Below are 18,694 nucleotides of genomic sequence, written 5' to 3' on the forward strand. Positions count from 1 at the left end.
ATCCGGAAGCCTTGCAAAGATGGCCAGATGGAAACGCCCGACGACGAGACGCTGTTTCGGCAATCAAGCGGTTTGGGGATCGTCACCCTGAACCGGCCCAAGGCGCTGAACGCCCTGTCGCCGACCCAGTTCGGCGCCATCGATGCACGCCTGGCCGCCTGGGCCACCGATCCGACGGTTACGGTGGTCATGATCGAGGGGGCGGGCGAGCGGGCCTTTTCCGCCGGCGGCGACATCAAGGCGGTGTGGGACGGTCGCCAGAAAGGCGACGAGGCCGGCAACCGCGAGCTGTTCCGCGCCGAATACCGCCTGGACCGCCGCATCCACCATTATGCCAAGCCCTATGTGGCGGTGCTGGATGGCATCGTCATGGGCGGTGGCGCCGGTGTCTCGATCAATGGCCGCTTCCGGGTTGCCACCGAACGATCGCTGTTCGCCATGCCGGAATGTGCCATCGGCTTCTTTCCCGATGTCGGGGCCACCCATTTCCTGTCGCGTTGTCCCGGGCGGCTGGGCCTGTTCCTCGGCCTGACCGGGACCAGGCTGGGGCCGGCCGACATGCTGGCGGCGGGGCTGGCCACCCATTTTGTGCCCGCCGCCGGTCTTGAAGGTTTGCGGGCCGGCCTGGAACAGGCGTCGCGGCAAGAGGATGCCGGGCAAGCGGTGGCCGATCTGCTGGAGCGCCTGCATCGATCGCCCGGACCTTCGGCCTTGGCCGGACGGCTGGCGACCATCGACCAGCTGTGCCGTGCCGATGGGCCGCAAGCGATGATGGCTGCCCTGGACGCGGTGGGCGAGGACTGGGCTGACCTGGCCGCCGCCGCGATGCGGGCGGCGTCGCCCACCAGTCTGGCGGTGACCTGGCGGCAATTGACCGAAGGCCAAGGCCTGGGCTTCGACGATGCCATCCGCCGCGAGTTCCGCCTGGCCTGCACCTTGTTGCAGGGAAGCGAGTTCCACGAGGGCATCCGCGCCCTGGTCATCGACAAGGACAAATCGCCGCGCTGGCGGCCGGCCAGCCTGGCCCTGGTGCAATCTTTGGAAATCGACCGCCTGTTCGCTGGCGTCAATGACGAGTTGACATTCCCATGACCACATCGCGTGAAGTTCTGTTCGAGTTCCGCCGCGTCGGCAACGCCGTCAAGGTCAGCGCCGTCGATGTGGAGACGGCGGTCGAGGTGTCGATCGTCGGCGATGCGCGCTCGACCCAGGCGCAATTGAAGGCGGTGGCGCTCAGGAAGTTGCAGTACGTTCTGGAAAAGCAGAAACAATAACGGCCGCCGGACCAGGCCCGGCGGCCGTTTGTTGTCTGGTGATCTGAAGATCAGCCCTTGCGCCGCGCCGGCTTCTTCTCGACTTCGCCGGCCTTGCGGCCCAGGCCGATCTTCTTGGCGAAGTCGGAACGCTGGGCGGCATAGTTCGGGGCCACCATCGGATAGTCGGGCGGCAGACCCCACTTGGCGCGATATTCGTCGGGGGTCATGTTGTAGGTGGTGCGCAGGTGCCGCTTCAGCATCTTCAGCTTCTTGCCGTCTTCCAGGCAGACGATGTAGTCGGGCGTGACCGACTTCTTCACCGTGACCGCCGGCTTGGGGGCCTCGACCTTTACCTCGGGAGCTCCACCGTCCAGCGACGACAGCGACGAATACACGGTCTGAATGATCTCGGGAATTTGCCCGGCAGGAAGCGGGTTCTTGCTGACATAGGCGGACACGACATCGACTGCCATACGCAGGATATCGTCACGATTTGACTTGGCGGACATGGAGTCGGTCATTTCATTACCCGAGGAATGTTCTTGGTCGTAAGAATCATAAAATGCATGCTGGCCCTGTGATGTCAATTCCAAATTGAATGTCTTGAGTAATCAATTCTTGTCGTTCACTCACGCCATCAGTAAAAGACCGGATGAGGCACCAAAGCAACGCGGTCGATGTCTGCACCATGCCGCCATCGTCACTTGACGGTCATCAAGGGCGCCGCCCGCCAACATCGCCGGCTCAAGAAGCGGCGGGGCGCAAAATCCCGGTGCCGCATGAGCTTGTGCCGGATTGGCAAGGCAGGCCGACATATGGTATTTAGCGGCGTCAATGCATGACGGGTTCGGACGGATGGAAATGACGCAGGAAATCATCGCTTTGGCTTCAGATCACGGCGGCATCGAAATGAAGACGATGCTGCGCCAGATTCTCGAGGACAAGGGCTGCGCCGTTCTCGATCTCGGCACCCACGATTCGTCGTCGGTCGATTATCCCGATTACGCCCAGGCGATGGCCCAGGCCTTGAAGGACGGCCGCGCCAGCCGGGGCATCTTGATGTGCGGCACCGGCATCGGCATCTCGATCGCCGCCAACCGCCATCGCCATGTCCGCGCCGCCCTGGTGCACGACGCCTATGGCGCCCGGATGTGCCGCCAGCACAATGACGCCAACGTGTTGGTGCTGGGCGGGCGCACCATGGGGCCGGAAGTGGCCCGCGAATGCGTCGAGATCTTCCTTGCCACCGAATTCGAAGGCGGGCGCCATGCTCGTCGGGTCGCCAAGCTTGGCGATTGAAGCAAAAACCTCCCCTGACGAAAGATTCCCGATGTCCAGCACCTCCACCGAGCCTTTCTTCCGTACTTCCCTGGCCGACCGTGATCCCGACGTGTTCGCCGCCGTCGGCAAGGAACTGAAGCGCCAGCAGGACCAGATCGAACTGATCGCGTCCGAGAACATCGTGTCGCGGGCCGTGCTGGAGGCTCAAGGCTCGGTGCTGACCAACAAGTATGCCGAGGGCTATCCCGGCAAGCGCTATTACGGCGGTTGCGAGTTCGTCGACATCGTCGAGCAGCTGGCCATCGAGCGGGCCTGCAAGATGTTCGGCTGCTCTTATGCCAACGTCCAGCCCAGCTCGGGCTCGCAGGCCAACCAGGGCGTCTTCATGGCGCTGGTCCAGCCCGGCGATACCATCATGGGCATGAGCCTGGCCGCCGGCGGCCACCTGACCCATGGCGCGCCGCCCAACCAGTCTGGCAAGTGGTTCAAGGCGGTGCAGTACGGCGTGCGTCTGCAAGACGCCCAGATCGATTTCGACGAGGTCGAGGCCCTGGCCCGCGAGCACAAGCCGAAGCTGATCATCGCCGGCGGCTCGGCCTATCCGCGCGTCATCGACTTCGCCCGCTTCCGCAAGATCGCCGATGAAGTCGGCGCGCTGTTCATGGTGGACATGGCCCACTTCGCCGGCCTGGTCGCCGGCGGGGTCTATCCCAACCCGTTCCCGCACGCCCATGTGGTGACCACCACCACCCACAAGACCCTGCGCGGCCCGCGCGGCGGCATGATCCTGGCCAACGACGAGGCGCTGGGCAAGAAGATCAACTCGGCGATCTTCCCCGGCATCCAGGGCGGCCCCTTGATGCATGTCATCGCCGGCAAGGCGGTGGCCTTCGGCGAGGCGCTGCAGCCGGAATTCAAGCTTTATGCCCGTCAGGTGGTGGATAATGCCCGCGCCCTGGCCGACACCTTGGTCCGTCGCGGCCTGGCCATCGTCTCGGGCGGCACCGATTCGCACCTGATGCTGGTCGATCTGCGCCCGAAGAAGCTGACCGGCAAGGCCGCCGAGGCCAGCCTGGAACATGCCGGCATGACCTGCAACAAGAACGGCATCCCCTTCGATCCGGAAAAGCCGACCATCACCTCGGGTGTCCGTCTGGGCACCCCGGCCGGCACCACCCGTGGCTTCGGGGTGGCCGAGTTCACCAAGATCGGCGAGCTGATCGGCGACGTTCTGGACGGCCTGGCCGCCAGCCCCGACGACAATTCGGCGGCCGAGGCCAAGGCCCGGGCGGAAGTGGCGGAGCTGTGCCGCCGTTTCCCGATCTATTCGTAAGCGATTGAACCGTCGGCGGCCGCCTCTCGACGGGGCGCCGCCGGATCGGGAAGGGGGGAATGCATGCGCTGTCCGTTTTGTGGTCACGACGATACCCAGGTGAAGGATTCGCGGCCGACCGAGGATAACTCGGCCATTCGCCGCCGCCGGTCCTGCCCGGCCTGCGGCTCGCGTTTCACCACCTTCGAGCGGGTGCAGATCCGCGACCTGGTGGTGGTCAAGAAGGATGGCGTGCGCGTCCCCTTCGACCGCGAGAAGCTGGTCAAGTCCCTGCGCATCGCGCTGAGGAAGCGCCCGGTCGACGAGGATCAGATCGAACGCATCGTCAACGGCATCCACCGCCGGCTGGAAAGCATGGGCGAGAACGAGGTGCCGTCGAAATATGTCGGCGAGCTGGTGATGGACGTGCTGATGGACCTCGACAAGGTCGCCTATGTCCGCTACGCCTCGGTCTATCGCAATTTCCGCGAAGCCAAGGACTTCGAGGATTTCCTGGGAAAGATGGTGGTCGGTGGCATCGACGACGACTGACCTCGACAGGGCCCATATGCGGGCCGCGCTGGCTTTGGCTCGGCGCGGCCTTGGCAATGTCTGGCCCAATCCGGCGGTCGGCTGCGTCATCGCCCATGGCGGGCGGGTGGTCGGGCGCGGCTGGACCCAGCCGGGCGGGCGCCCCCATGCCGAGACCGAGGCCCTGGCCATGGCCGGCTTGGATGCCCGCGGCGCCACCGCCTTCGTCACCCTGGAACCTTGTTCCCATCACGGCAAGACCCCGCCCTGCGCCGACGCCTTGATCGCCGCCGGCATTTCCCGGGTGGTGGTGGCGACCCAAGACCCCGACCCCAGGGTATCGGGCCGCGGCCTGGCTCGGTTGCGCGAGGCTGGGCTTGATGTGATCACCGGCATCTGCGAGTCCGAAGCCCGCGACCTGAATGCCGGATTCTTCCTGAAGATCCGCGAGGGCCGCCCGGAAGTGACCTTGAAGCTGGCCACCTCTCTGGACGGCCGCATCGCCACCCATGGCGGCGAAAGCCGCTGGATCACCACGGACGCCGCCCGCCAGGCGGCCCATCTGTTGCGGGCCGAGACCGACGCCATCATGGTCGGCAGCGGCACCGCCCTGATCGACGATCCTGAACTGACCTGCCGCTTGCCCGGCCTGGAAGAACGTTCGCCGGTCCGCGTGGTGGTCGATGGCCGTCTGCGCCTGCCGCTGACCAGCCGGCTGGTCGCCACCGCCAACGACGTGCCCTGCTGGGTGCTGACCCTGGATGGTTGTGACCCCAACCGCCGCGCCGTCTATGAAGAAGCCGGGGTGGACGTGGTCGAGGTGCCGGAAGGCCCCGATCATACCGTCGATCTTGGCGCCGCCCTGATGATCCTGGCCGAAAGCGGCATCACCCGCGTCCTGGTGGAAGGCGGCGCCCATCTGACGGCGGCGCTGTTGCGGGCCAGGCTGGTGGACCGGCTGGTGTGGTTCCGGGCGCCGCGGATGATCGGCGGCGACGGTCTGGCCGCCGCCGTCGGCTTCGGCATCGACCATCTGGCGCAGACGCCGCGCTTCGAGATGACCGAATGCCGGACCGTCGGGGCCGATCAGGTTGAATTCTACAAAGTCCTCTAACGGAGTTGGCGTTCGATGTTCACCGGTATCGTGACCGATTTGGCGCAGGTTCGCCGGGTGGTGAAGGGGGCGGGGCAGGAATCCCGCTTCGAGATCAACACCGCCTATGACACCGCCACCATCGCCATCGGCGCCTCGATCGCCCATAACGGCGTGTGCCTGACGGTCATCGAGACCGGGCCTGGCTGGTACGCCATCGAGGCCTCGGCCGAGACCCTGTCCAAGACCACCCTGGGCGACTGGACCGAGGGGACCCGCATCAATCTGGAACGCGCCATGTGCATCGGCGACGAGCTGGGCGGCCATATCGTCTCGGGCCATGTCGATGGCGTCGCCCGCGTGGTGTCGATCACCCCCGAGAACCAATCCATGCGCTTCGTCTTCGAGGCGCCGGCCGAGCTGGCCAAGTTCGTCGCCCCCAAGGGCTCGGTGGCTTTGGACGGCGTTTCGCTGACTGTCAACGAGGTTGACGGCCGGAATTTCGGCATCAATGTCATCCCCCATACCCAATCGGTCACCACTTTCGGGCAGTTGCAAGTCGGCAGCCGTGTGAATATGGAAATCGACATGCTCGCGCGCTATGTTGCCCGCCTGCTTGAGAAGGAATGAGCCGGTGGTTTCCGAATATCATCAGTACCTGTCTTCGATCGACGAGATCATCGACGAGGCCCGCCAGGGCCGCATGTTCATCCTGGTCGATGACGAGGACCGCGAGAACGAAGGCGATCTGGTCATTCCGGCCCAGATGGCGACGCCCGACGCCATCAATTTCATGGCCAAGTTCGGCCGTGGCCTGATCTGTCTGTCGCTGACCCGGTCGCGCTGCGAGCAGTTGAACCTGCGGCCGATGAGCGGCGACAACGGCACCCGCATGCAGACCGCCTTCACCGTGTCGATCGAGGCGCGCGAAGGGGTGACCACCGGCATTTCCGCCGCCGACCGCGCCCGCACCGTTCAGGTCGCCATCGACCCGGAAAAGGGCCAGGGCGACATCGTCACCCCCGGTCACGTCTTCCCGCTGATGGCCCGCGAAGGCGGCGTGCTGGTGCGCGCCGGCCATACCGAGGCCGCGGTCGATATCTCGCGCCTGGCCGGTCTCAACCCGTCCGGCGTGATCTGCGAGATCATGAACGACGACGGCACCATGGCCCGCCTGCCCGATCTGGTGAAGTTCGCGCAGGAACACAAGCTGAAGATCGCCACCATCGCCGACCTGATCGCCTATCGCCGCCGCCACGACAAGATCGTGCGGCGCGAGCTGGAAACCCCGTTCCATTCCAAGTGGGGCGGCGACTGGCGCATGGTGGTCTATGTCAACCAGGTGGCTTACGCCGAGCATATCGCCCTGGTGAAGGGCGACATCGCAGGCGGCGGCGACGAGCCGGTGCTGGTGCGCGTCCATGCCGTCAACATCCTGGACGACGTGCTGGGTGACCAGGGCTCGGGCAAGGCCGGCCAGCTCCATTCCGCTATGGAAACGATTGCCGCCAAGGGCCGTGGCATCATCGTGCTGGTGCGCGAGCCGCGTCCGACCAGCCTGTCCGATCGGGTCCGCGCCCAGTTGGATTCCAAGCCGGCCCCGGTCGAGCTGCGCGATTACGGCGTCGGCGCGCAAATCCTGCTGGACCTGGGCGTCAGCCGTATGACCTTGCTGTCCAACACCAAGAAGACCATCGTCGGCCTGGAAGGTTTCGGCTTGGAAGTGGTCGGCCAGCAACCGATTAACCAGGCCTAGGGGAGGGTGCCCGTGACCCATATCCTGATCCTGGAAGCCCGTTTCTACGACCATTTGGCCGACATGCTGCTGGACGGCGCCAAACAGGCGCTGGCCCAGGGCGGGGCCACCTGCGACGTCCTGACCGTTCCCGGCGTGCTGGAAATCCCCGCCTGCCTGGAAATGGTGGTGGCGGCGCAAGGGCGCGACCCGTCGGCCCGGCGCTATGACGGCTATGTCGTCCTGGGGACGGCCATTCGTGGCGAAAGCGATCATTACGATCATGTGTGCACGGAAAGCATGCGTGGATGCTGCGATTTATCCCTGCGTTATCATCTGGCGCTGGGCAACGGCATCCTGACGGTGCACAACGAGGCCCAGGCCTTGAAGCGGGCCGATCCGACCCGCAAGAATATCGGTGGCATGGCGGCCAGGGCCTGTCTGCGCATGCTCGACATCAAACGCGAACTGAAACTGGACCAATGAGCAAGTCACCCGCGCGCAGCCCCAATCCGGGCGCCGCCCGTCGTTCCGCCGGCCGATTGGCCGCGGTTCAGGCGCTTTACTCGATGGAAATCGGCGACGACAGCGTTGCCCAGGCGCTGGACCATCTGCGCGAGCGGGTCGAGGGTGAGCCGCGGGGCGGCATGGCCCAGCCCGATCTGGATCTGGCCACCTTCCTGATCACCGGCGTCGCCGCCGACGGTGCCGATCTCGACCGTCTGATCGGGGCGGCGCTGACGCGGGACTGGACCGTCGATCGCCTGGAAGCGGTGTTGCGGGCCATCTTGCGGGCCGGCTCGCTGGAGCTGAAGATGCGGCCGCAGACCCCGACCCGGGTGGCGATCTCTGAATATGTGGACGTGGCCCACGCCTTTTATTCCGGCCCCGAACCAGGACTGGTCAACGCCGTGCTGGACAAGGTCGCCCGCGCGGTGCGGCCCGACGAGTTCGCCAAGGGCGGCGCCTAGACGGCACCTGGGTCCAAAAGGGGGCGAGCGTGAGCACTCAGCCTGACGAATTCGCCCTGATCGCCGATTTGTTCGCTCCGCTGTCCGCGTCCTATCCCGGCGCCCTGGGGCTGACCGACGACGCCGCCTTGCTGGAGGTGCCGGCCGGACAGCAATTGGTGGTCACCGTCGATGCCATGGTCGCCGGCGTGCATTTCCTGCCCGACGATCCACCCGACCTGGTCGCCCGCAAGCTGGTCCGCGTCAATCTGTCCGATCTGGCCGCCAAGGGAGCGGTGCCCTTCGCGGTGCTGCTGGCGGCGTCGTTCCCGACCGATGTGTCAATGGCGTGGTTGACGGCCTTCGCCGCCGGCTTGAAGCAGGATGTCGAAGCCTTTGCCATCGCCCTGATCGGCGGCGACACGGTATCGACGCCCGGCCCGCTGACCCTGTCGCTGACCGCCTTCGGCCGGGTCGAGGCGGGCAGGGCTCTGTTGCGCCGCCACGCGCAGGTCGGCGACCGCCTGTGGGTCAGCGGCACCATCGGCGACGGCGCGCTGGGGCTGCTGGCGGCCCAAGGCGGGCTGGATATGGTCTCGGCCGACCATCGCGCCGCCCTGGCCGACCGCTACCGGCTGCCGCGTCCGCGCACCCTTTTGGGGCCCAGGCTGGTCGGCGTGGCGCGGGCGGCGATGGACGTGTCCGACGGGCTGGTCCAGGATCTCGGCCATCTGTGCCGGGCGTCCGGCGTCGGCGCTGTGGTCGAGGCGGACAAGGTGCCGATGTCTGCGGCGGCCCGCGCGGTGGTCGCGGCCGATCAATCGCGACTTGCCACGGTGCTGACCGGCGGCGATGATTACGAACTGCTGTTCACCGCTCCTCGGGAAGGAACCGATCTCTTGCTGACGCTTGCCCGCGAGACCGACACGTCGCTGACCGAGATCGGGTGCATCACCGCCGGCACGGGCGTCACCGTCCTGGATCGAGACGGCCTGGCCATTCCATTGCCCCGGCCGGGCTGGCGCCATTTCCGGGGTGAGCCGGCATGATCCGTTTGCTGTTCATCGTCCTCGCCTTCCTGATCATGGTCGGCGGCCTGATCGGCGGCCTGTATTTCTGGGGCGTCGACCCCTTGGCCAAGTTCAATCAGCTGGTCGGCAACGCTCCGGCCGACCCCAACGCGCCCAAGGTTCCGGCGGTGACCCCGCCCAGTTTCGTCGAATTCGGCATTCTGATCGTTCCGGTTGTGCAAGACCGCGAGATCAAGAAGCAGGCCGAGATGATCATCAAGCTTGAAGTCCCCTACGAGAAGAAAGAAAAGGTCGCGCAGAATCTGCCGCGACTGCAAAACGCCTTCTTGCAGGAAATGATGTCGTTTCTTCCCGGCCATTTGCGCAACCAGCCGCAACTGGATCACGCGACCATCCAGCGCCGTCTGCAATATCAGGCGGACAAGGTGCTTGGCGCCGGCATGATCAAGGATGTCTTGATCGAGCAATCGACGGTAAAATGACGCCGGGTCGCAATTGTCATTGAATTAGTAAATTCTTATAATTGCGAAGAACCTTTCAAATCGGTAGCAATCGATTGCATAAGGTCCGGTCTTCTGGCAGTTTTTCAGCCGCTTGCGTTGTCCTCCATGCTTGATCCGACACGTTACGCCGGTTGCATCCAGGGCGCGAAAGTCAATAAAGCTGCTCAGGGGATCGAAACAACATGCTAAGTCTCTTCGTCATCGCGTGCGGCGTGCTGGCGCTGCTCTACGGAGCCTATGCCATCAAGTCCGTCATGGCGACGTCCGCCGGCACTGAACGCATGCAGCAAATCGCTGGTGCCATCCAGGAAGGCGCTGCCGCCTATCTCAATCGTCAGTACACCACCATCGCCATCGTCGGCGTTGGCGTCGCCGTCATCCTGGCCGCCCGTCTGGGCATGTACCAGGCGGTCGGCTTCGTCATCGGCTCGGTGCTGTCCGGCGTCGCCGGCTATGTCGGCATGAACGTGTCGGTTCGTGCCAACGTCCGCACCGCCGAGGCGGCGCGTTCGGGTGGCATGCAGCAGGCCCTGGACGTCGCCTTCAAGTCGGGCGCCATCACCGGTCTGCTGGTGGTCGGCCTGGGCCTGATCGGCGTCGCCGGCTACTACGCCTTCCTGAAGAGCGTCGGCATCGATCCGCGCAAGCTGCTGGAAGCCCTGGTGGCCCTGTCGTTCGGCGCCTCGCTGATCTCGATCTTCGCCCGTCTGGGCGGTGGCATCTTCACCAAGGGCGCCGACGTCGGTGCCGACCTGGTGGGTAAGGTCGAAGCCGGCATCCCCGAGGACGATCCCCGCAACCCGGCCGTGATCGCCGACAATGTCGGCGACAATGTCGGCGACTGCGCCGGCATGGCCGCCGACCTGTTCGAGACCTATGCGGTGACCGTCGTCGGCACCATGCTGCTGGGCTCGATCTTCTTCACCGGTGCCGCCCAGGAAACGATGATGATGCTGCCGCTGGTCATCTGCGGCGTCTGCATCTTCGCCTCGATCGTCGGCACCTTCTTCGTCAAGCTGGATGCCAGCAACAACATCATGAAGGCCCTGTATAAGGGTCTGATCGTCACCGGCCTGCTGTCGGCGGTCCTGATCGCCGGCGTCATCAGCACCACCCTGGGCGGCTTCGACGCCACCTTCGACGCTGCCGGCAAGACCATCACCGGCATGGGCCTGTTCATGTGCGCCCTGATCGGCCTGGTCGTCACCGGCCTCTTGGTGTGGATCACCGAGTACTATACCGGTACCGATTATCGCCCGGTCCGCTCGGTGGCTCAGGCCTCGACCACCGGCCACGGCACCAACGTCATCCAGGGTCTGGCGGTTTCGATGGAAGCCTGCGCCCTGCCGGTGATCGTGATCTCGGTCGCCATCATCGTCGCCTTCAAGATCGCCGGCCTGTTCGGCATCTCGGTGGCGGCCACCACCATGCTGGCCCTGGCCGGCATGATCGTGGCGCTCGACGCCTATGGCCCGGTCACCGACAATGCCGGTGGCATCGCCGAAATGGCCGAACTGCCGAAGGAGGTCCGCAAGATCACCGACGCGCTGGACGCCGTCGGCAACACCACCAAGGCGGTCACCAAGGGCTATGCCATCGGTTCGGCCGGTCTGGCCGCGCTGGTGCTGTTCGCTGCCTACACCGAGGACCTGAAGCACTACTTCCCCAACCTGAACATCACGTTCAGCCTTGAGGATCCCTATGTGGTGATCGGCCTGTTCCTCGGCGGTCTGCTGCCCTACCTGTTCGGTGCCATGGGCATGCAGGCGGTCGGTCGTGCCGCCGGTTCGGTGGTGGTGGAAGTCCGCCGCCAGTTCAAGGAAATCCCCGGCATCATGGAAGGCACCGCCAAGCCCGACTACGGTCGTGCCGTGGACATGCTGACCAAGGCGGCGATCAAGGAAATGATCATCCCGTCGATGCTGCCGGTCCTGTCGCCGGTGGTGCTGTACTTCGTGATCCTGCTGGCCGCCGATCAGCGGTCGGCCTTCACCGCCATGGGCGCCATGCTGCTGGGTACCATCGTGACCGGCCTGTTCGTGGCCATCTCGATGACCTCGGGCGGTGGTGCCTGGGACAACGCCAAGAAGTACATCGAGGACGGCCATCATGGTGGCAAGGGTTCCGACGCCCACAAGGCGGCGGTGACCGGCGACACCGTCGGCGATCCCTACAAGGACACCGCCGGCCCGGCCGTCAACCCGATGATCAAGATCATCAACATCGTCGCCATTCTGTTGCTGGCGATGGTGGCTGGTTGATCATCGGCCCCTAAACAAGAAGCCCCGGTCGGAAACGACCGGGGCTTTTTTGTTGTCTGGGTGGGGCGGCCGGGAAGGGAAGGCCTACTTCGCCGCCGAATCCTTCGAGAAGCGGCCGACATTGCCGACCACCTGTTCCAGGATCGACAATTCCTTGCCGGCGGTCGGGGTCTCGCGATCGACCACCTCGACCACCTGGCCGTCTTCCATGTTGCGGGTGATCACGCTTTTGACCAGGCCAGCGCGGTCGAAGGTGATGCTGATGGCCTGACGCTCGACGAATTTCGGCTTGAAGAAGGCCACCGTCTCCGACTTGGCGGAAACGTACTGCCAGCTTTCATCGCCGTAATTAAGGGTGGCCGACGGCGAGCCCAACAGGGCCTGCACATCCTCGCGGGTGGACTTGCCCGGCTTGATGGCCGCCAATTCCTCGGCCTGGGGCAGGTGACCGCGATTATCGACGGTCTTGGTGCAAGACGCCGCCATCACCGAAAGGGTCGCGACGATAACAAAGGTGCTGATCGGATTCTTCATGGTCGACCTTGGCCGAAGCATTGACAGCGGGCGCGCTTCGCCGCCATTTTGGTGACGAACATTGCACGCCCGGGGGCTCGATTGTCAACGACCCCGCACATGATCGGATTCATCGCTCCCCATGCCGCTTGCCACTATTCGCCGTTTCTCGGACCGCATTCGTCGCGAGAAGGCCGCAATCGCGCTTTACCGCGCGCTGGTCACCCAAAGCCGTCAGCCGGTCTTCTATACCGATCTGGGGGTGGCCGACACGCTGGAGGGGCGGTTCGACCTGTTGATCTTGAACGCCTATCTGCTGGTGCGCCGGCTGGGTCGGATCGAGACGGACGAAGCGCGTGAAGTGTCGCAGGCCACCTTCGACCTGATGTTCGCCGACATGGACCAGAACCTGCGTGAGCTGGGCGTCACCGACACCGGCGTCGGCAAGCGGGTGCGCCGCATGGCCGAGGCCTTTTATGGCCGGCTGGCGGCCTATGACAAGGCCCGCGACGAGGGCGAGGCGGCCCTGGCCGCCGCGCTGGGCCGCAACCTCTATCAGAAGGTCTCGCCCACGCCAGAGCAGGTGGCGGCGATGATGGCCTATATGCGTGCGCAGGACGCCCTGCTGGAGGCGCAGGACGATGCCGCCCTGCTGGCCGGCACGGTTTCGTTCCATCTGCCCGTCGAGGTGCGGCCATGATCGATCTGCCGCCGCCCGAGATGTCGCGCCTGGTGCGCATCGACCAGATTTCGGCCAAGGGCACCGAGATGAAGGTGACCGCCAGCCCGGCCGAGCGGGCGGCCCTGGCCGATCGTTTCGATCTGGTGGAGATTTCCGCCCTGGACGCCCAGGTCACCTTGAAGGCCATCGCCGGCGGGACCATGGTGCGGCTTGCGGCCTCCATCACCGCGCGGCTGGTGCAGACCTGCGTGGTGACCCTCGAGCCCATCGAGGCCGAGATCGATACCCGCTTCTCGATGACCTTCGGCGGCGGCACCGAAGAGGATGGCGGCGAGATCGACCTGTCCATCGACGACGAGGACCCGCCCGAGCCGATCGTCGATGGCGCCATCGATGTGGGCGAGGCGATCGCCGAACATCTGGCCCTGGCAATTGATCCCTTTCCCAGGAAGCCCGGAACCGCGTATGTTGGCGTCGAAATCGAGCCCCCGGAACCGGAGACCAAGCCCAACCCGTTCGCCGCATTGGCACGGTTTCATGAAAAAAAGCGCTGAGGGGCAAGCATCCCCTTGCTCTTGCCCCCCTTTTTGGCTAATAAACCTCCCTTTCCCGTAAGGGCTTCAGAGCTGAGAGTAGACGACAATGGCTGTGCCGAAGAAGAAGACCTCCAAGTCCCGCCGCAACATGCGCCGCGCGCATCATGCGCTGCCGAAGACCACCGGGGTCGAATGCCCGAATTGCGGCGAAGTGAAGCTGCCGCATCACGTCTGCGGTTCGTGCGGTCATTATGACGGGCGCGAGATCGTGGCTCAGGGCGAAGCCAACGCGTAAAGCGTAACCCCCGCCAGCGGAGCACGGCACCGTGAGCGCAGCCGTCACCATTTCCATCGACGCCATGGGCGGCGACCACGCCCCCGATATGGTGATCGACGGGTTGCGCATGGCTCATGTCCGGCTGCCGCATGTGCGCTACATGCTGTTCGGCGACCAGGCCCGGATCGAACCGTTGTTGAAACGGTATCCGGATCTGGACGCCGTCTGCACGATTCACCACACCACCGAGGCGGTGTCGAACGACGCCAAGCCCGGCCAGGTGCTGCGGACCGGCCGCCGTTCCAGCATGTGGCTGGCGGTGGATGCGGTGGCGCGCGGCGAGGCGGCCGGCGTGGTGTCGGCCGGCAATACCGGCGCGCTGATGGCGGTGTCGAAGTTCGTGCTGCGCATGCTGCCCGGCATCGACCGCCCGGCCATCGCCGGCCTGTTTCCCACCATCAAGGGGGAAACGGTGATGCTGGACCTGGGCGCCAACGTCGATTGCAACGCCAACAATCTGGTGGAGTTCGCGGTGATGGGCGAGGTGTTCGCCCGCGCCGTGCTGGGGCTGGAAAAGCCGACCGTCGGCCTGTTGAATGTCGGGTCCGAAGACCTGAAGGGCAACGACGCGGTCAAGACCGCCGCCGCCACGCTTCGCGACAGCGGCCTGCCGATCCGTTTCCACGGCTTCGTCGAGGGCAACGACATCTGCGCCGGCACGGTCGATGTGGTGGTGACCGACGGTTTCACCGGCAATATCGCGCTGAAGACCGCCGAAGGCACGGTGCGGCTGTACGCCACCTGCCTGAAGGAAGGCTTCAAGAATTCCTTGCTGGCCAAGATCGGCTATCTGTTCGCGCGCCACGCGCTGCACAAGGTCAAGGTCCGCACCGATCCGCGCCGCTATAACGGCGCCATGTTCCTGGGCCTCAACGGCATCGCCGTCAAAAGCCATGGCGGCACCGACGCCTTCGGCTTTGCCAACGCGGTCGGCACCGCCGTCGATCTGGTGGCGCACGGCTACAACGACCGCATCCGCCGCGAGGTCGAGCATCTGCATGCGGCGGAATCCCAAACAGCGCGGCTTGCCGCCGGCAACCTCTGAGGTCCCGAATGATTGTGCGATCGCAGATCGTCGGCTGCGGGTCCTATTTGCCCGAGCGCGTCGTCACCAATGCCGAAATGGCCCGGATGGTCGATACCTCGGATGAATGGATCGTCGAGCGCACCGGTATCCGCGCCCGCCATCTGGCCGCCGACGGCCAGACCACCTCGGACCTGGCCACCATCGCCGCCCAGCGCGCCCTGGCCGCCGCCGGCATCGCCGCCGCCGAGCTGGATCTGCTGATCGTCGCCACCGCCACGCCCGACCATACCTTTCCCGCCACCGCCACCAAGGTCCAGGCCCGCATCGGCATGACCGGCGGCGCCGCCTTCGACGTCCAGGCGGTGTGCTCGGGCTTCGTCTACGCCCTGTCGATCGCCGACAATTTCATCAAGGCCGGCCAGGCCCGGAATGCCATGGTCATCGGCGCCGAGACCTTCTCGCGCATCCTGGATTGGACCGATCGCGGCACCTGCGTCCTGTTCGGCGACGGCGCCGGCGCCATCGTCCTGCGGGCGGCCCAGGCCGAGGGCACCAACCAGGATCGCGGCATCTTGTCGACCCACCTGCATTCCGACGGCCGCCACCACGATTTGCTGTATGTCGATGGCGGCCCGTCCTCGACCCAGACGGTCGGCCATCTGCGCATGGAAGGCAAGGAAGTGTTCCGTCACGCGGTGGCCAACCTGGCCCAGGTGGTGGGCGAGGCCCTCGAGGCCAACGGCCTGGCCGCCTCGGACATCGATTGGGTGGTGCCGCACCAGGCCAACCGCCGCATCCTGGACGGCACCGCCCGCAAGCTGGGCCTGCCCATCGATCGCATGGTGATCACCGTCGACCGCCACGCCAACACCTCGGCGGCCTCGGTGCCGCTGGCCTTCACCGAGGCCTTCAATGACGGGCGCCTGCAGCCCGGTCAGTTGGTGCTGCTGGAAGCCATGGGCGGCGGCTTCACCTGGGGAGCGGCGCTGGTCCGCCTTTAGGCCGCGTCCTTCGTTCCGGAACTGATTCAAGGTCCGCTCGCATCCCTTTGATATTGACCCGTTTCCACCTTGTGGTTAGGGTCAGTGGAGTTCCTCCACCCGATCACGGGATCACGCGTCATGTCGGATACGACCATCACCCGCGCTCAGCTGAGCGAGGCCGTCTATCAGGAAGTGGGCCTGTCCCGAAACGAATCCGCCGATCTCTTGGAAGCGGTGCTGGACGAGGTGTCGGCCGCGCTGGCCCAGGGCGAGTCGGTGAAGATCTCGTCGTTCGGCAGCTTCTCGGTCCGCTCCAAGGGCCAGCGGGTCGGGCGCAACCCCAAGACCGGCGACGAGGTGCCGATCCTGCCCCGTCGGGTGCTGGTGTTCCGGCCGTCGCAATTGCTGAAGAAGAAGGTCAATGACGGGCCGGTTTCCGCGGCCAAGGCCGGGAAGTGATGACCGCCGACGGCGAGTCGGCGTCGGGGCGCCGGACCGGAAAGTCCGAAGCCGCTTTTCGCACCATCAGCGAGGTCGCCGAAGACCTTGACGTGCCCCAGCACGTGCTGCGCTTCTGGGAAAGCAAGTTCCCCCAGGTCAAGCCGCTGAAGCGCGGCGGCGGGCGGCGCTATTACCGCCCGGAAGACGTCGCCCTGCTGCGGCGCATCCGCGACCTGTTGTACAGCGAAGGCTACACCATCAAGGGCGTGCAGAAGCTGTTGCGCGAAGGCGGCGCCAAGGACGTGGTCGCCGCCGCCAAGGCCCAGGCCGAATTGGCGCTGCCGCTGATCGACACGGCCGCCCCCGACGGCGCCGAAAGTGACGATGTCGACATCGACGGGCTCGAGGACGGCGAGGAGGGCGGCGAGGAAGCCGATTTCGAGCTGCCTGACGAGGATGAGCCCGCCGCCGCCCCGGACCTGCCGGCCATTGTCCCGCCGGCCCCGGTGGCGCCCGCAGCGGCTTTGCCGGGCACGGCGATCGGGCCTTCGGTACGCCAGGAACTTTACGAGATTCTGGACGAGTTGGAACAATTGCGTCTGCTGCTGCAGCCACGCTGACGAAGGGGTTGCATAGGGCAGGGGGCCTGAGTATAGTGCGCCCCTCTTCCGGCGGCGACGTCGTCGGATCACAGAGTTTCCGGGATTTTCCGCGGTCTTCCCGCCAATCCCGGTCACGGTCGGAGCGTAGCGCAGCCCGGTAGCGCATCAGTCTGGGGGACTGGGGGTCGCAGGTTCGAATCCTGTCGCTCCGACCAATATAAGGCCCTGAAACCTAACGGTTTTGGGGCCTTTCCAATTTCAGCGCCATAATCCAGAAATCGCTCGGGGTAACGCCTGGGGTAACGAAGCGCCTGGATTTGTTACTCTGCGCAGCTCTCCCCACACTGCGGGATGACACTTGATCACCTTGCCGTCGTTGTGCCCTTGGTGCCGGAATGTGTTCGGATCTGATAGGCGTTCCGCGCCTAATCGCATGAAAATTGGTTCCGTGTGTGGGGAATGCAAATCTTGCGTGTTAACTGCGGCGTGGTAACAATATCCCGGCATCAGCGTTGATGGTGGGGAGGTTCAGTATGGAGTCCGAGATCGCGGTCTCATTCCGTTTTGTTGGTGGGGATGCAGATGAACACCAATTGAATTTTTATGATGCTTCACGATTTATGTATGGAGCGTCACGCTTCATATACACGCTTGAGCATTTTCGCCAGACAGGGCGTGTTCTTGGAAAAATTACAGAAAGAGTTAAAGTTGATTATCGGGTTGCAACGCCGCAGCCATCCAGTTGGCTTTTAGATATACTTGTCGTTGCTGCGCCAGCAATCAACGAGGCAGCAATAAAAGTTCCGATTGATGTTTTGGTTGGTTGGGCTAAGGAGAAGCTGCTTCCGGCAAAGGATTCCGCTACCAAGGGGATTCAGCTTGTTCGTGAAATTGAAGGCGAGAAAACAAAGCAATCAGAGGAGGAGACAAAGCGCGTCGTTGCCATGACTGATACCGTTAATAACGCGCTTTCTATTGTTGAAAAGGCAATAGAAATATCAAAATCAGCACCAACACCTCCAAATCAGGATTTGATAGACTACCAGAGTGAGCTTATTGCAGCGCAAAGCCGTGCTATTATGCTAAATCAATACAGAGATCAGTTGTCGATGATCACTGGTGATCAGGAAAATGCGCTGCTCGCAAAAGCTCATGCGCAAGTTGCTGAGATGGGCAAACCTCTAATTCGTTCTGCCGGTCGGCTTGAGATTACAGCCGGTAACGAAAGACGACCTTTGTCCTCCATGAACCGCCGCTCTATGGCTTCGCTTGGGGGAAATGAAGAAGACCCGCTTCCAACGCAGCTATCAGGTGATATCCTTCGATTTGACAAGGCAAATGGATGGGGGAAGTTTCGTTCTCCTGTGTTCAAAAAAGATGTTCCTTTCGTTGTTCCTGCTGCGAGGAAGAATAGACTCCGAGGTGTTGTTCTTGATGCCATGAAAATGGATGGAGTTGTTGTCTCATTTTATATGGTTCGTGACAAACGCCGGGTCGTAAAATATTTGGTTTTTGATGATATTATTGATGTCGAGGTTGAGTAGCAGTCGGACTCCCTGCGCCGATCTCCTCGACAAGACAGGAGATCGGCGCTAATTTTTTTGAGCCTACCGGTGCGGC

23 protein-coding genes and 1 tRNA gene are annotated in these 18,694 nt (G+C 64.1%); 22 read left to right on the forward strand and 2 right to left on the reverse strand.

Features of this window, described 5'->3' with window-relative positions:
* The first annotated feature begins 27 nt into the window (after window positions 1-27).
* Both MTBLM5_RS02385 and MTBLM5_RS02390 read left to right on the forward strand, forming a co-directional pair.
* Entirely contained in the window at window positions 28-1,092 is a 1,065-nt protein-coding gene (locus tag MTBLM5_RS02385; RefSeq protein ID WP_173974214.1) for an enoyl-CoA hydratase/isomerase family protein, read from the forward strand.
* A complete protein-coding gene (locus MTBLM5_RS02390; protein ID WP_068500171.1) occupies window positions 1,089-1,274 on the forward strand; it encodes a hypothetical protein in 186 nt (61 codons plus the stop codon). Before MTBLM5_RS02385 ends, MTBLM5_RS02390 begins: the two co-directional genes overlap by 4 nt.
* Window positions 1,275-1,324: 50 nt before the next feature.
* On the opposite strand, the gene MTBLM5_RS02395 is transcribed toward MTBLM5_RS02390, so the two are convergent.
* Window positions 1,325-1,777, reverse strand: coding sequence for a MucR family transcriptional regulator (locus MTBLM5_RS02395; RefSeq protein WP_068500173.1), 453 nt, complete (start codon window positions 1,775-1,777; stop codon window positions 1,325-1,327).
* A gap of 340 nt (window positions 1,778-2,117) precedes the next feature.
* On the opposite strand from MTBLM5_RS02395, the gene rpiB reads away from it, so the two are divergent.
* The 11 genes from rpiB to MTBLM5_RS02450 all read left to right on the forward strand — a co-directional run bounded on the left by rpiB (window position 2,118) and on the right by MTBLM5_RS02450 (window position 11,953).
* Window positions 2,118-2,555: a ribose 5-phosphate isomerase B gene (gene rpiB / locus MTBLM5_RS02400; protein WP_173974215.1), complete on the forward strand. Its 438-nt coding sequence runs from the start codon at window positions 2,118-2,120 to the stop codon at window positions 2,553-2,555.
* A 31-nt stretch (window positions 2,556-2,586) separates the two neighbouring features.
* Complete coding sequence (gene glyA, locus MTBLM5_RS02405; protein ID WP_173974216.1) at window positions 2,587-3,870, forward strand: serine hydroxymethyltransferase; 1,284 nt, start codon at window positions 2,587-2,589, stop codon at window positions 3,868-3,870.
* A gap of 63 nt (window positions 3,871-3,933) precedes the next feature.
* On the forward strand, window positions 3,934-4,401 hold the full coding sequence (nrdR, locus tag MTBLM5_RS02410) for a transcriptional regulator NrdR (protein ID WP_068500177.1): 468 nt from the start codon (window positions 3,934-3,936) through the stop codon (window positions 4,399-4,401).
* Between the two features lie 16 nt (window positions 4,402-4,417).
* The gene (gene ribD, locus MTBLM5_RS02415) at window positions 4,418-5,494 is read left to right on the forward strand and encodes a bifunctional diaminohydroxyphosphoribosylaminopyrimidine deaminase/5-amino-6-(5-phosphoribosylamino)uracil reductase RibD (protein ID WP_173974217.1); all 1,077 of its coding nucleotides are present in this window, start codon (window positions 4,418-4,420) and stop codon (window positions 5,492-5,494) included.
* 15 nt (window positions 5,495-5,509) lie between these two features.
* Window positions 5,510-6,103: a riboflavin synthase gene (locus MTBLM5_RS02420; protein WP_173974218.1), complete on the forward strand. Its 594-nt coding sequence runs from the start codon at window positions 5,510-5,512 to the stop codon at window positions 6,101-6,103.
* Window positions 6,075-7,229: a 3,4-dihydroxy-2-butanone-4-phosphate synthase gene (gene ribB / locus MTBLM5_RS02425; protein WP_173974219.1), complete on the forward strand. Its 1,155-nt coding sequence runs from the start codon at window positions 6,075-6,077 to the stop codon at window positions 7,227-7,229. The genes MTBLM5_RS02420 and ribB overlap by 29 nt, the downstream gene beginning before the upstream one ends.
* A gap of 12 nt (window positions 7,230-7,241) precedes the next feature.
* Window positions 7,242-7,694, forward strand: a complete 453-nt coding sequence (locus MTBLM5_RS02430) for a 6,7-dimethyl-8-ribityllumazine synthase (protein WP_173974220.1) — start codon at window positions 7,242-7,244, stop codon at window positions 7,692-7,694.
* Window positions 7,691-8,179, forward strand: coding sequence for a transcription antitermination factor NusB (gene nusB, locus MTBLM5_RS02435; RefSeq protein ID WP_173974221.1), 489 nt, complete (start codon window positions 7,691-7,693; stop codon window positions 8,177-8,179). Before MTBLM5_RS02430 ends, nusB begins: the two co-directional genes overlap by 4 nt.
* A 29-nt stretch (window positions 8,180-8,208) precedes the next feature.
* The gene (gene thiL / locus MTBLM5_RS02440; RefSeq protein WP_173974222.1) at window positions 8,209-9,207 is read left to right on the forward strand and encodes a thiamine-phosphate kinase; all 999 of its coding nucleotides are present in this window, start codon (window positions 8,209-8,211) and stop codon (window positions 9,205-9,207) included.
* Window positions 9,204-9,671 carry a flagellar basal body-associated protein FliL gene (locus MTBLM5_RS02445; protein ID WP_173974223.1) on the forward strand — a complete coding sequence of 156 codons (468 nt, stop codon included), beginning with the start codon at window positions 9,204-9,206 and terminating at the stop codon, window positions 9,669-9,671. The genes thiL and MTBLM5_RS02445 overlap by 4 nt, the downstream gene beginning before the upstream one ends.
* Window positions 9,672-9,874: 203 nt before the next feature.
* A complete protein-coding gene (locus tag MTBLM5_RS02450; protein ID WP_173974224.1) occupies window positions 9,875-11,953 on the forward strand; it encodes a sodium-translocating pyrophosphatase in 2,079 nt (692 codons plus the stop codon).
* A gap of 84 nt (window positions 11,954-12,037) precedes the next feature.
* Here MTBLM5_RS02450 and MTBLM5_RS02455 read toward each other — a convergent pair whose 3' ends face one another.
* A complete protein-coding gene (locus MTBLM5_RS02455) occupies window positions 12,038-12,487 on the reverse strand; it encodes an outer membrane protein assembly factor BamE (protein ID WP_173974225.1) in 450 nt (149 codons plus the stop codon).
* A gap of 121 nt (window positions 12,488-12,608) precedes the next feature.
* Between MTBLM5_RS02455 and MTBLM5_RS02460 the strand changes: the two genes are divergently transcribed.
* The 9 genes from MTBLM5_RS02460 (at window position 12,609) to MTBLM5_RS02500 (ending at window position 18,618) form a co-directional block, all read left to right on the forward strand.
* Window positions 12,609-13,166 (forward strand): ubiquinol-cytochrome C chaperone family protein, encoded by a 558-nt coding sequence (locus MTBLM5_RS02460; RefSeq protein ID WP_173974226.1) that lies wholly within the window; start codon window positions 12,609-12,611, stop codon window positions 13,164-13,166.
* Complete coding sequence (locus tag MTBLM5_RS02465) at window positions 13,163-13,702, forward strand: DUF177 domain-containing protein (RefSeq protein ID WP_173974227.1); 540 nt, start codon at window positions 13,163-13,165, stop codon at window positions 13,700-13,702. Before MTBLM5_RS02460 ends, MTBLM5_RS02465 begins: the two co-directional genes overlap by 4 nt.
* A gap of 88 nt (window positions 13,703-13,790) precedes the next feature.
* Window positions 13,791-13,979: a 50S ribosomal protein L32 gene (gene rpmF / locus MTBLM5_RS02470; RefSeq protein WP_068500199.1), complete on the forward strand. Its 189-nt coding sequence runs from the start codon at window positions 13,791-13,793 to the stop codon at window positions 13,977-13,979.
* Window positions 13,980-14,010: 31 nt separating this feature from the next.
* On the forward strand, window positions 14,011-15,066 hold the full coding sequence (gene plsX, locus MTBLM5_RS02475) for a phosphate acyltransferase PlsX (protein ID WP_173974228.1): 1,056 nt from the start codon (window positions 14,011-14,013) through the stop codon (window positions 15,064-15,066).
* Between the two features lie 11 nt (window positions 15,067-15,077).
* Window positions 15,078-16,049 carry a beta-ketoacyl-ACP synthase III gene (locus MTBLM5_RS02480; RefSeq protein ID WP_173974309.1) on the forward strand — a complete coding sequence of 324 codons (972 nt, stop codon included), beginning with the start codon at window positions 15,078-15,080 and terminating at the stop codon, window positions 16,047-16,049.
* 120 nt (window positions 16,050-16,169) lie between these two features.
* Complete coding sequence (locus tag MTBLM5_RS02485) at window positions 16,170-16,490, forward strand: integration host factor subunit alpha (protein WP_173974229.1); 321 nt, start codon at window positions 16,170-16,172, stop codon at window positions 16,488-16,490.
* Window positions 16,490-17,092, forward strand: coding sequence for a MerR family transcriptional regulator (locus tag MTBLM5_RS02490; RefSeq protein WP_173974230.1), 603 nt, complete (start codon window positions 16,490-16,492; stop codon window positions 17,090-17,092). The genes MTBLM5_RS02485 and MTBLM5_RS02490 overlap by 1 nt, the downstream gene beginning before the upstream one ends.
* 120 nt (window positions 17,093-17,212) lie before the next feature.
* Window positions 17,213-17,289, forward strand: a tRNA-Pro gene (locus MTBLM5_RS02495).
* Between the two features lie 318 nt (window positions 17,290-17,607).
* Window positions 17,608-18,618 (forward strand): hypothetical protein, encoded by a 1,011-nt coding sequence (locus MTBLM5_RS02500; RefSeq protein WP_173974231.1) that lies wholly within the window; start codon window positions 17,608-17,610, stop codon window positions 18,616-18,618.
* The last annotated feature ends 76 nt before the right edge of the window (window positions 18,619-18,694 follow it).

Origin of the sequence: Magnetospirillum sp. LM-5 (genome assembly GCF_902729445.1) — a bacterium.
Lineage (GTDB): Bacteria > Pseudomonadota > Alphaproteobacteria > Rhodospirillales > Magnetospirillaceae > Magnetospirillum.

Excerpts from the sequence above, each read along its gene's own strand:
- MTBLM5_RS02385 (WP_173974214.1), top strand. The coding sequence starts at position 28 with ATGGAAACGCCCGACGACGAGACGCTGTTTCGGCAATCAAGCGGTTTG.
- MTBLM5_RS02390 (WP_068500171.1), top strand. The coding sequence starts at position 1,089 with ATGACCACATCGCGTGAAGTTCTGTTCGAGTTCCGCCGCGTCGGCAAC.
- MTBLM5_RS02395 (WP_068500173.1), bottom strand. The coding sequence starts at position 1,777 with ATGACCGACTCCATGTCCGCCAAGTCAAATCGTGACGATATCCTGCGT.
- rpiB (WP_173974215.1), top strand. The coding sequence starts at position 2,118 with ATGACGCAGGAAATCATCGCTTTGGCTTCAGATCACGGCGGCATCGAA.
- glyA (WP_173974216.1), top strand. The coding sequence starts at position 2,587 with ATGTCCAGCACCTCCACCGAGCCTTTCTTCCGTACTTCCCTGGCCGAC.
- nrdR (WP_068500177.1), top strand. The coding sequence starts at position 3,934 with ATGCGCTGTCCGTTTTGTGGTCACGACGATACCCAGGTGAAGGATTCG.
- ribD (WP_173974217.1), top strand. The coding sequence starts at position 4,418 with ATGCGGGCCGCGCTGGCTTTGGCTCGGCGCGGCCTTGGCAATGTCTGG.
- MTBLM5_RS02420 (WP_173974218.1), top strand. The coding sequence starts at position 5,510 with ATGTTCACCGGTATCGTGACCGATTTGGCGCAGGTTCGCCGGGTGGTG.
- ribB (WP_173974219.1), top strand. The coding sequence starts at position 6,075 with ATGTTGCCCGCCTGCTTGAGAAGGAATGAGCCGGTGGTTTCCGAATAT.
- nusB (WP_173974221.1), top strand. The coding sequence starts at position 7,691 with ATGAGCAAGTCACCCGCGCGCAGCCCCAATCCGGGCGCCGCCCGTCGT.
- MTBLM5_RS02445 (WP_173974223.1), top strand. The coding sequence starts at position 9,204 with ATGATCCGTTTGCTGTTCATCGTCCTCGCCTTCCTGATCATGGTCGGC.
- MTBLM5_RS02450 (WP_173974224.1), top strand. The coding sequence starts at position 9,875 with ATGCTAAGTCTCTTCGTCATCGCGTGCGGCGTGCTGGCGCTGCTCTAC.
- MTBLM5_RS02455 (WP_173974225.1), bottom strand. The coding sequence starts at position 12,487 with ATGAAGAATCCGATCAGCACCTTTGTTATCGTCGCGACCCTTTCGGTG.
- MTBLM5_RS02460 (WP_173974226.1), top strand. The coding sequence starts at position 12,609 with ATGCCGCTTGCCACTATTCGCCGTTTCTCGGACCGCATTCGTCGCGAG.
- MTBLM5_RS02465 (WP_173974227.1), top strand. The coding sequence starts at position 13,163 with ATGATCGATCTGCCGCCGCCCGAGATGTCGCGCCTGGTGCGCATCGAC.
- rpmF (WP_068500199.1), top strand. The coding sequence starts at position 13,791 with ATGGCTGTGCCGAAGAAGAAGACCTCCAAGTCCCGCCGCAACATGCGC.
- MTBLM5_RS02485 (WP_173974229.1), top strand. The coding sequence starts at position 16,170 with ATGTCGGATACGACCATCACCCGCGCTCAGCTGAGCGAGGCCGTCTAT.
- MTBLM5_RS02490 (WP_173974230.1), top strand. The coding sequence starts at position 16,490 with ATGACCGCCGACGGCGAGTCGGCGTCGGGGCGCCGGACCGGAAAGTCC.
- MTBLM5_RS02500 (WP_173974231.1), top strand. The coding sequence starts at position 17,608 with ATGGAGTCCGAGATCGCGGTCTCATTCCGTTTTGTTGGTGGGGATGCA.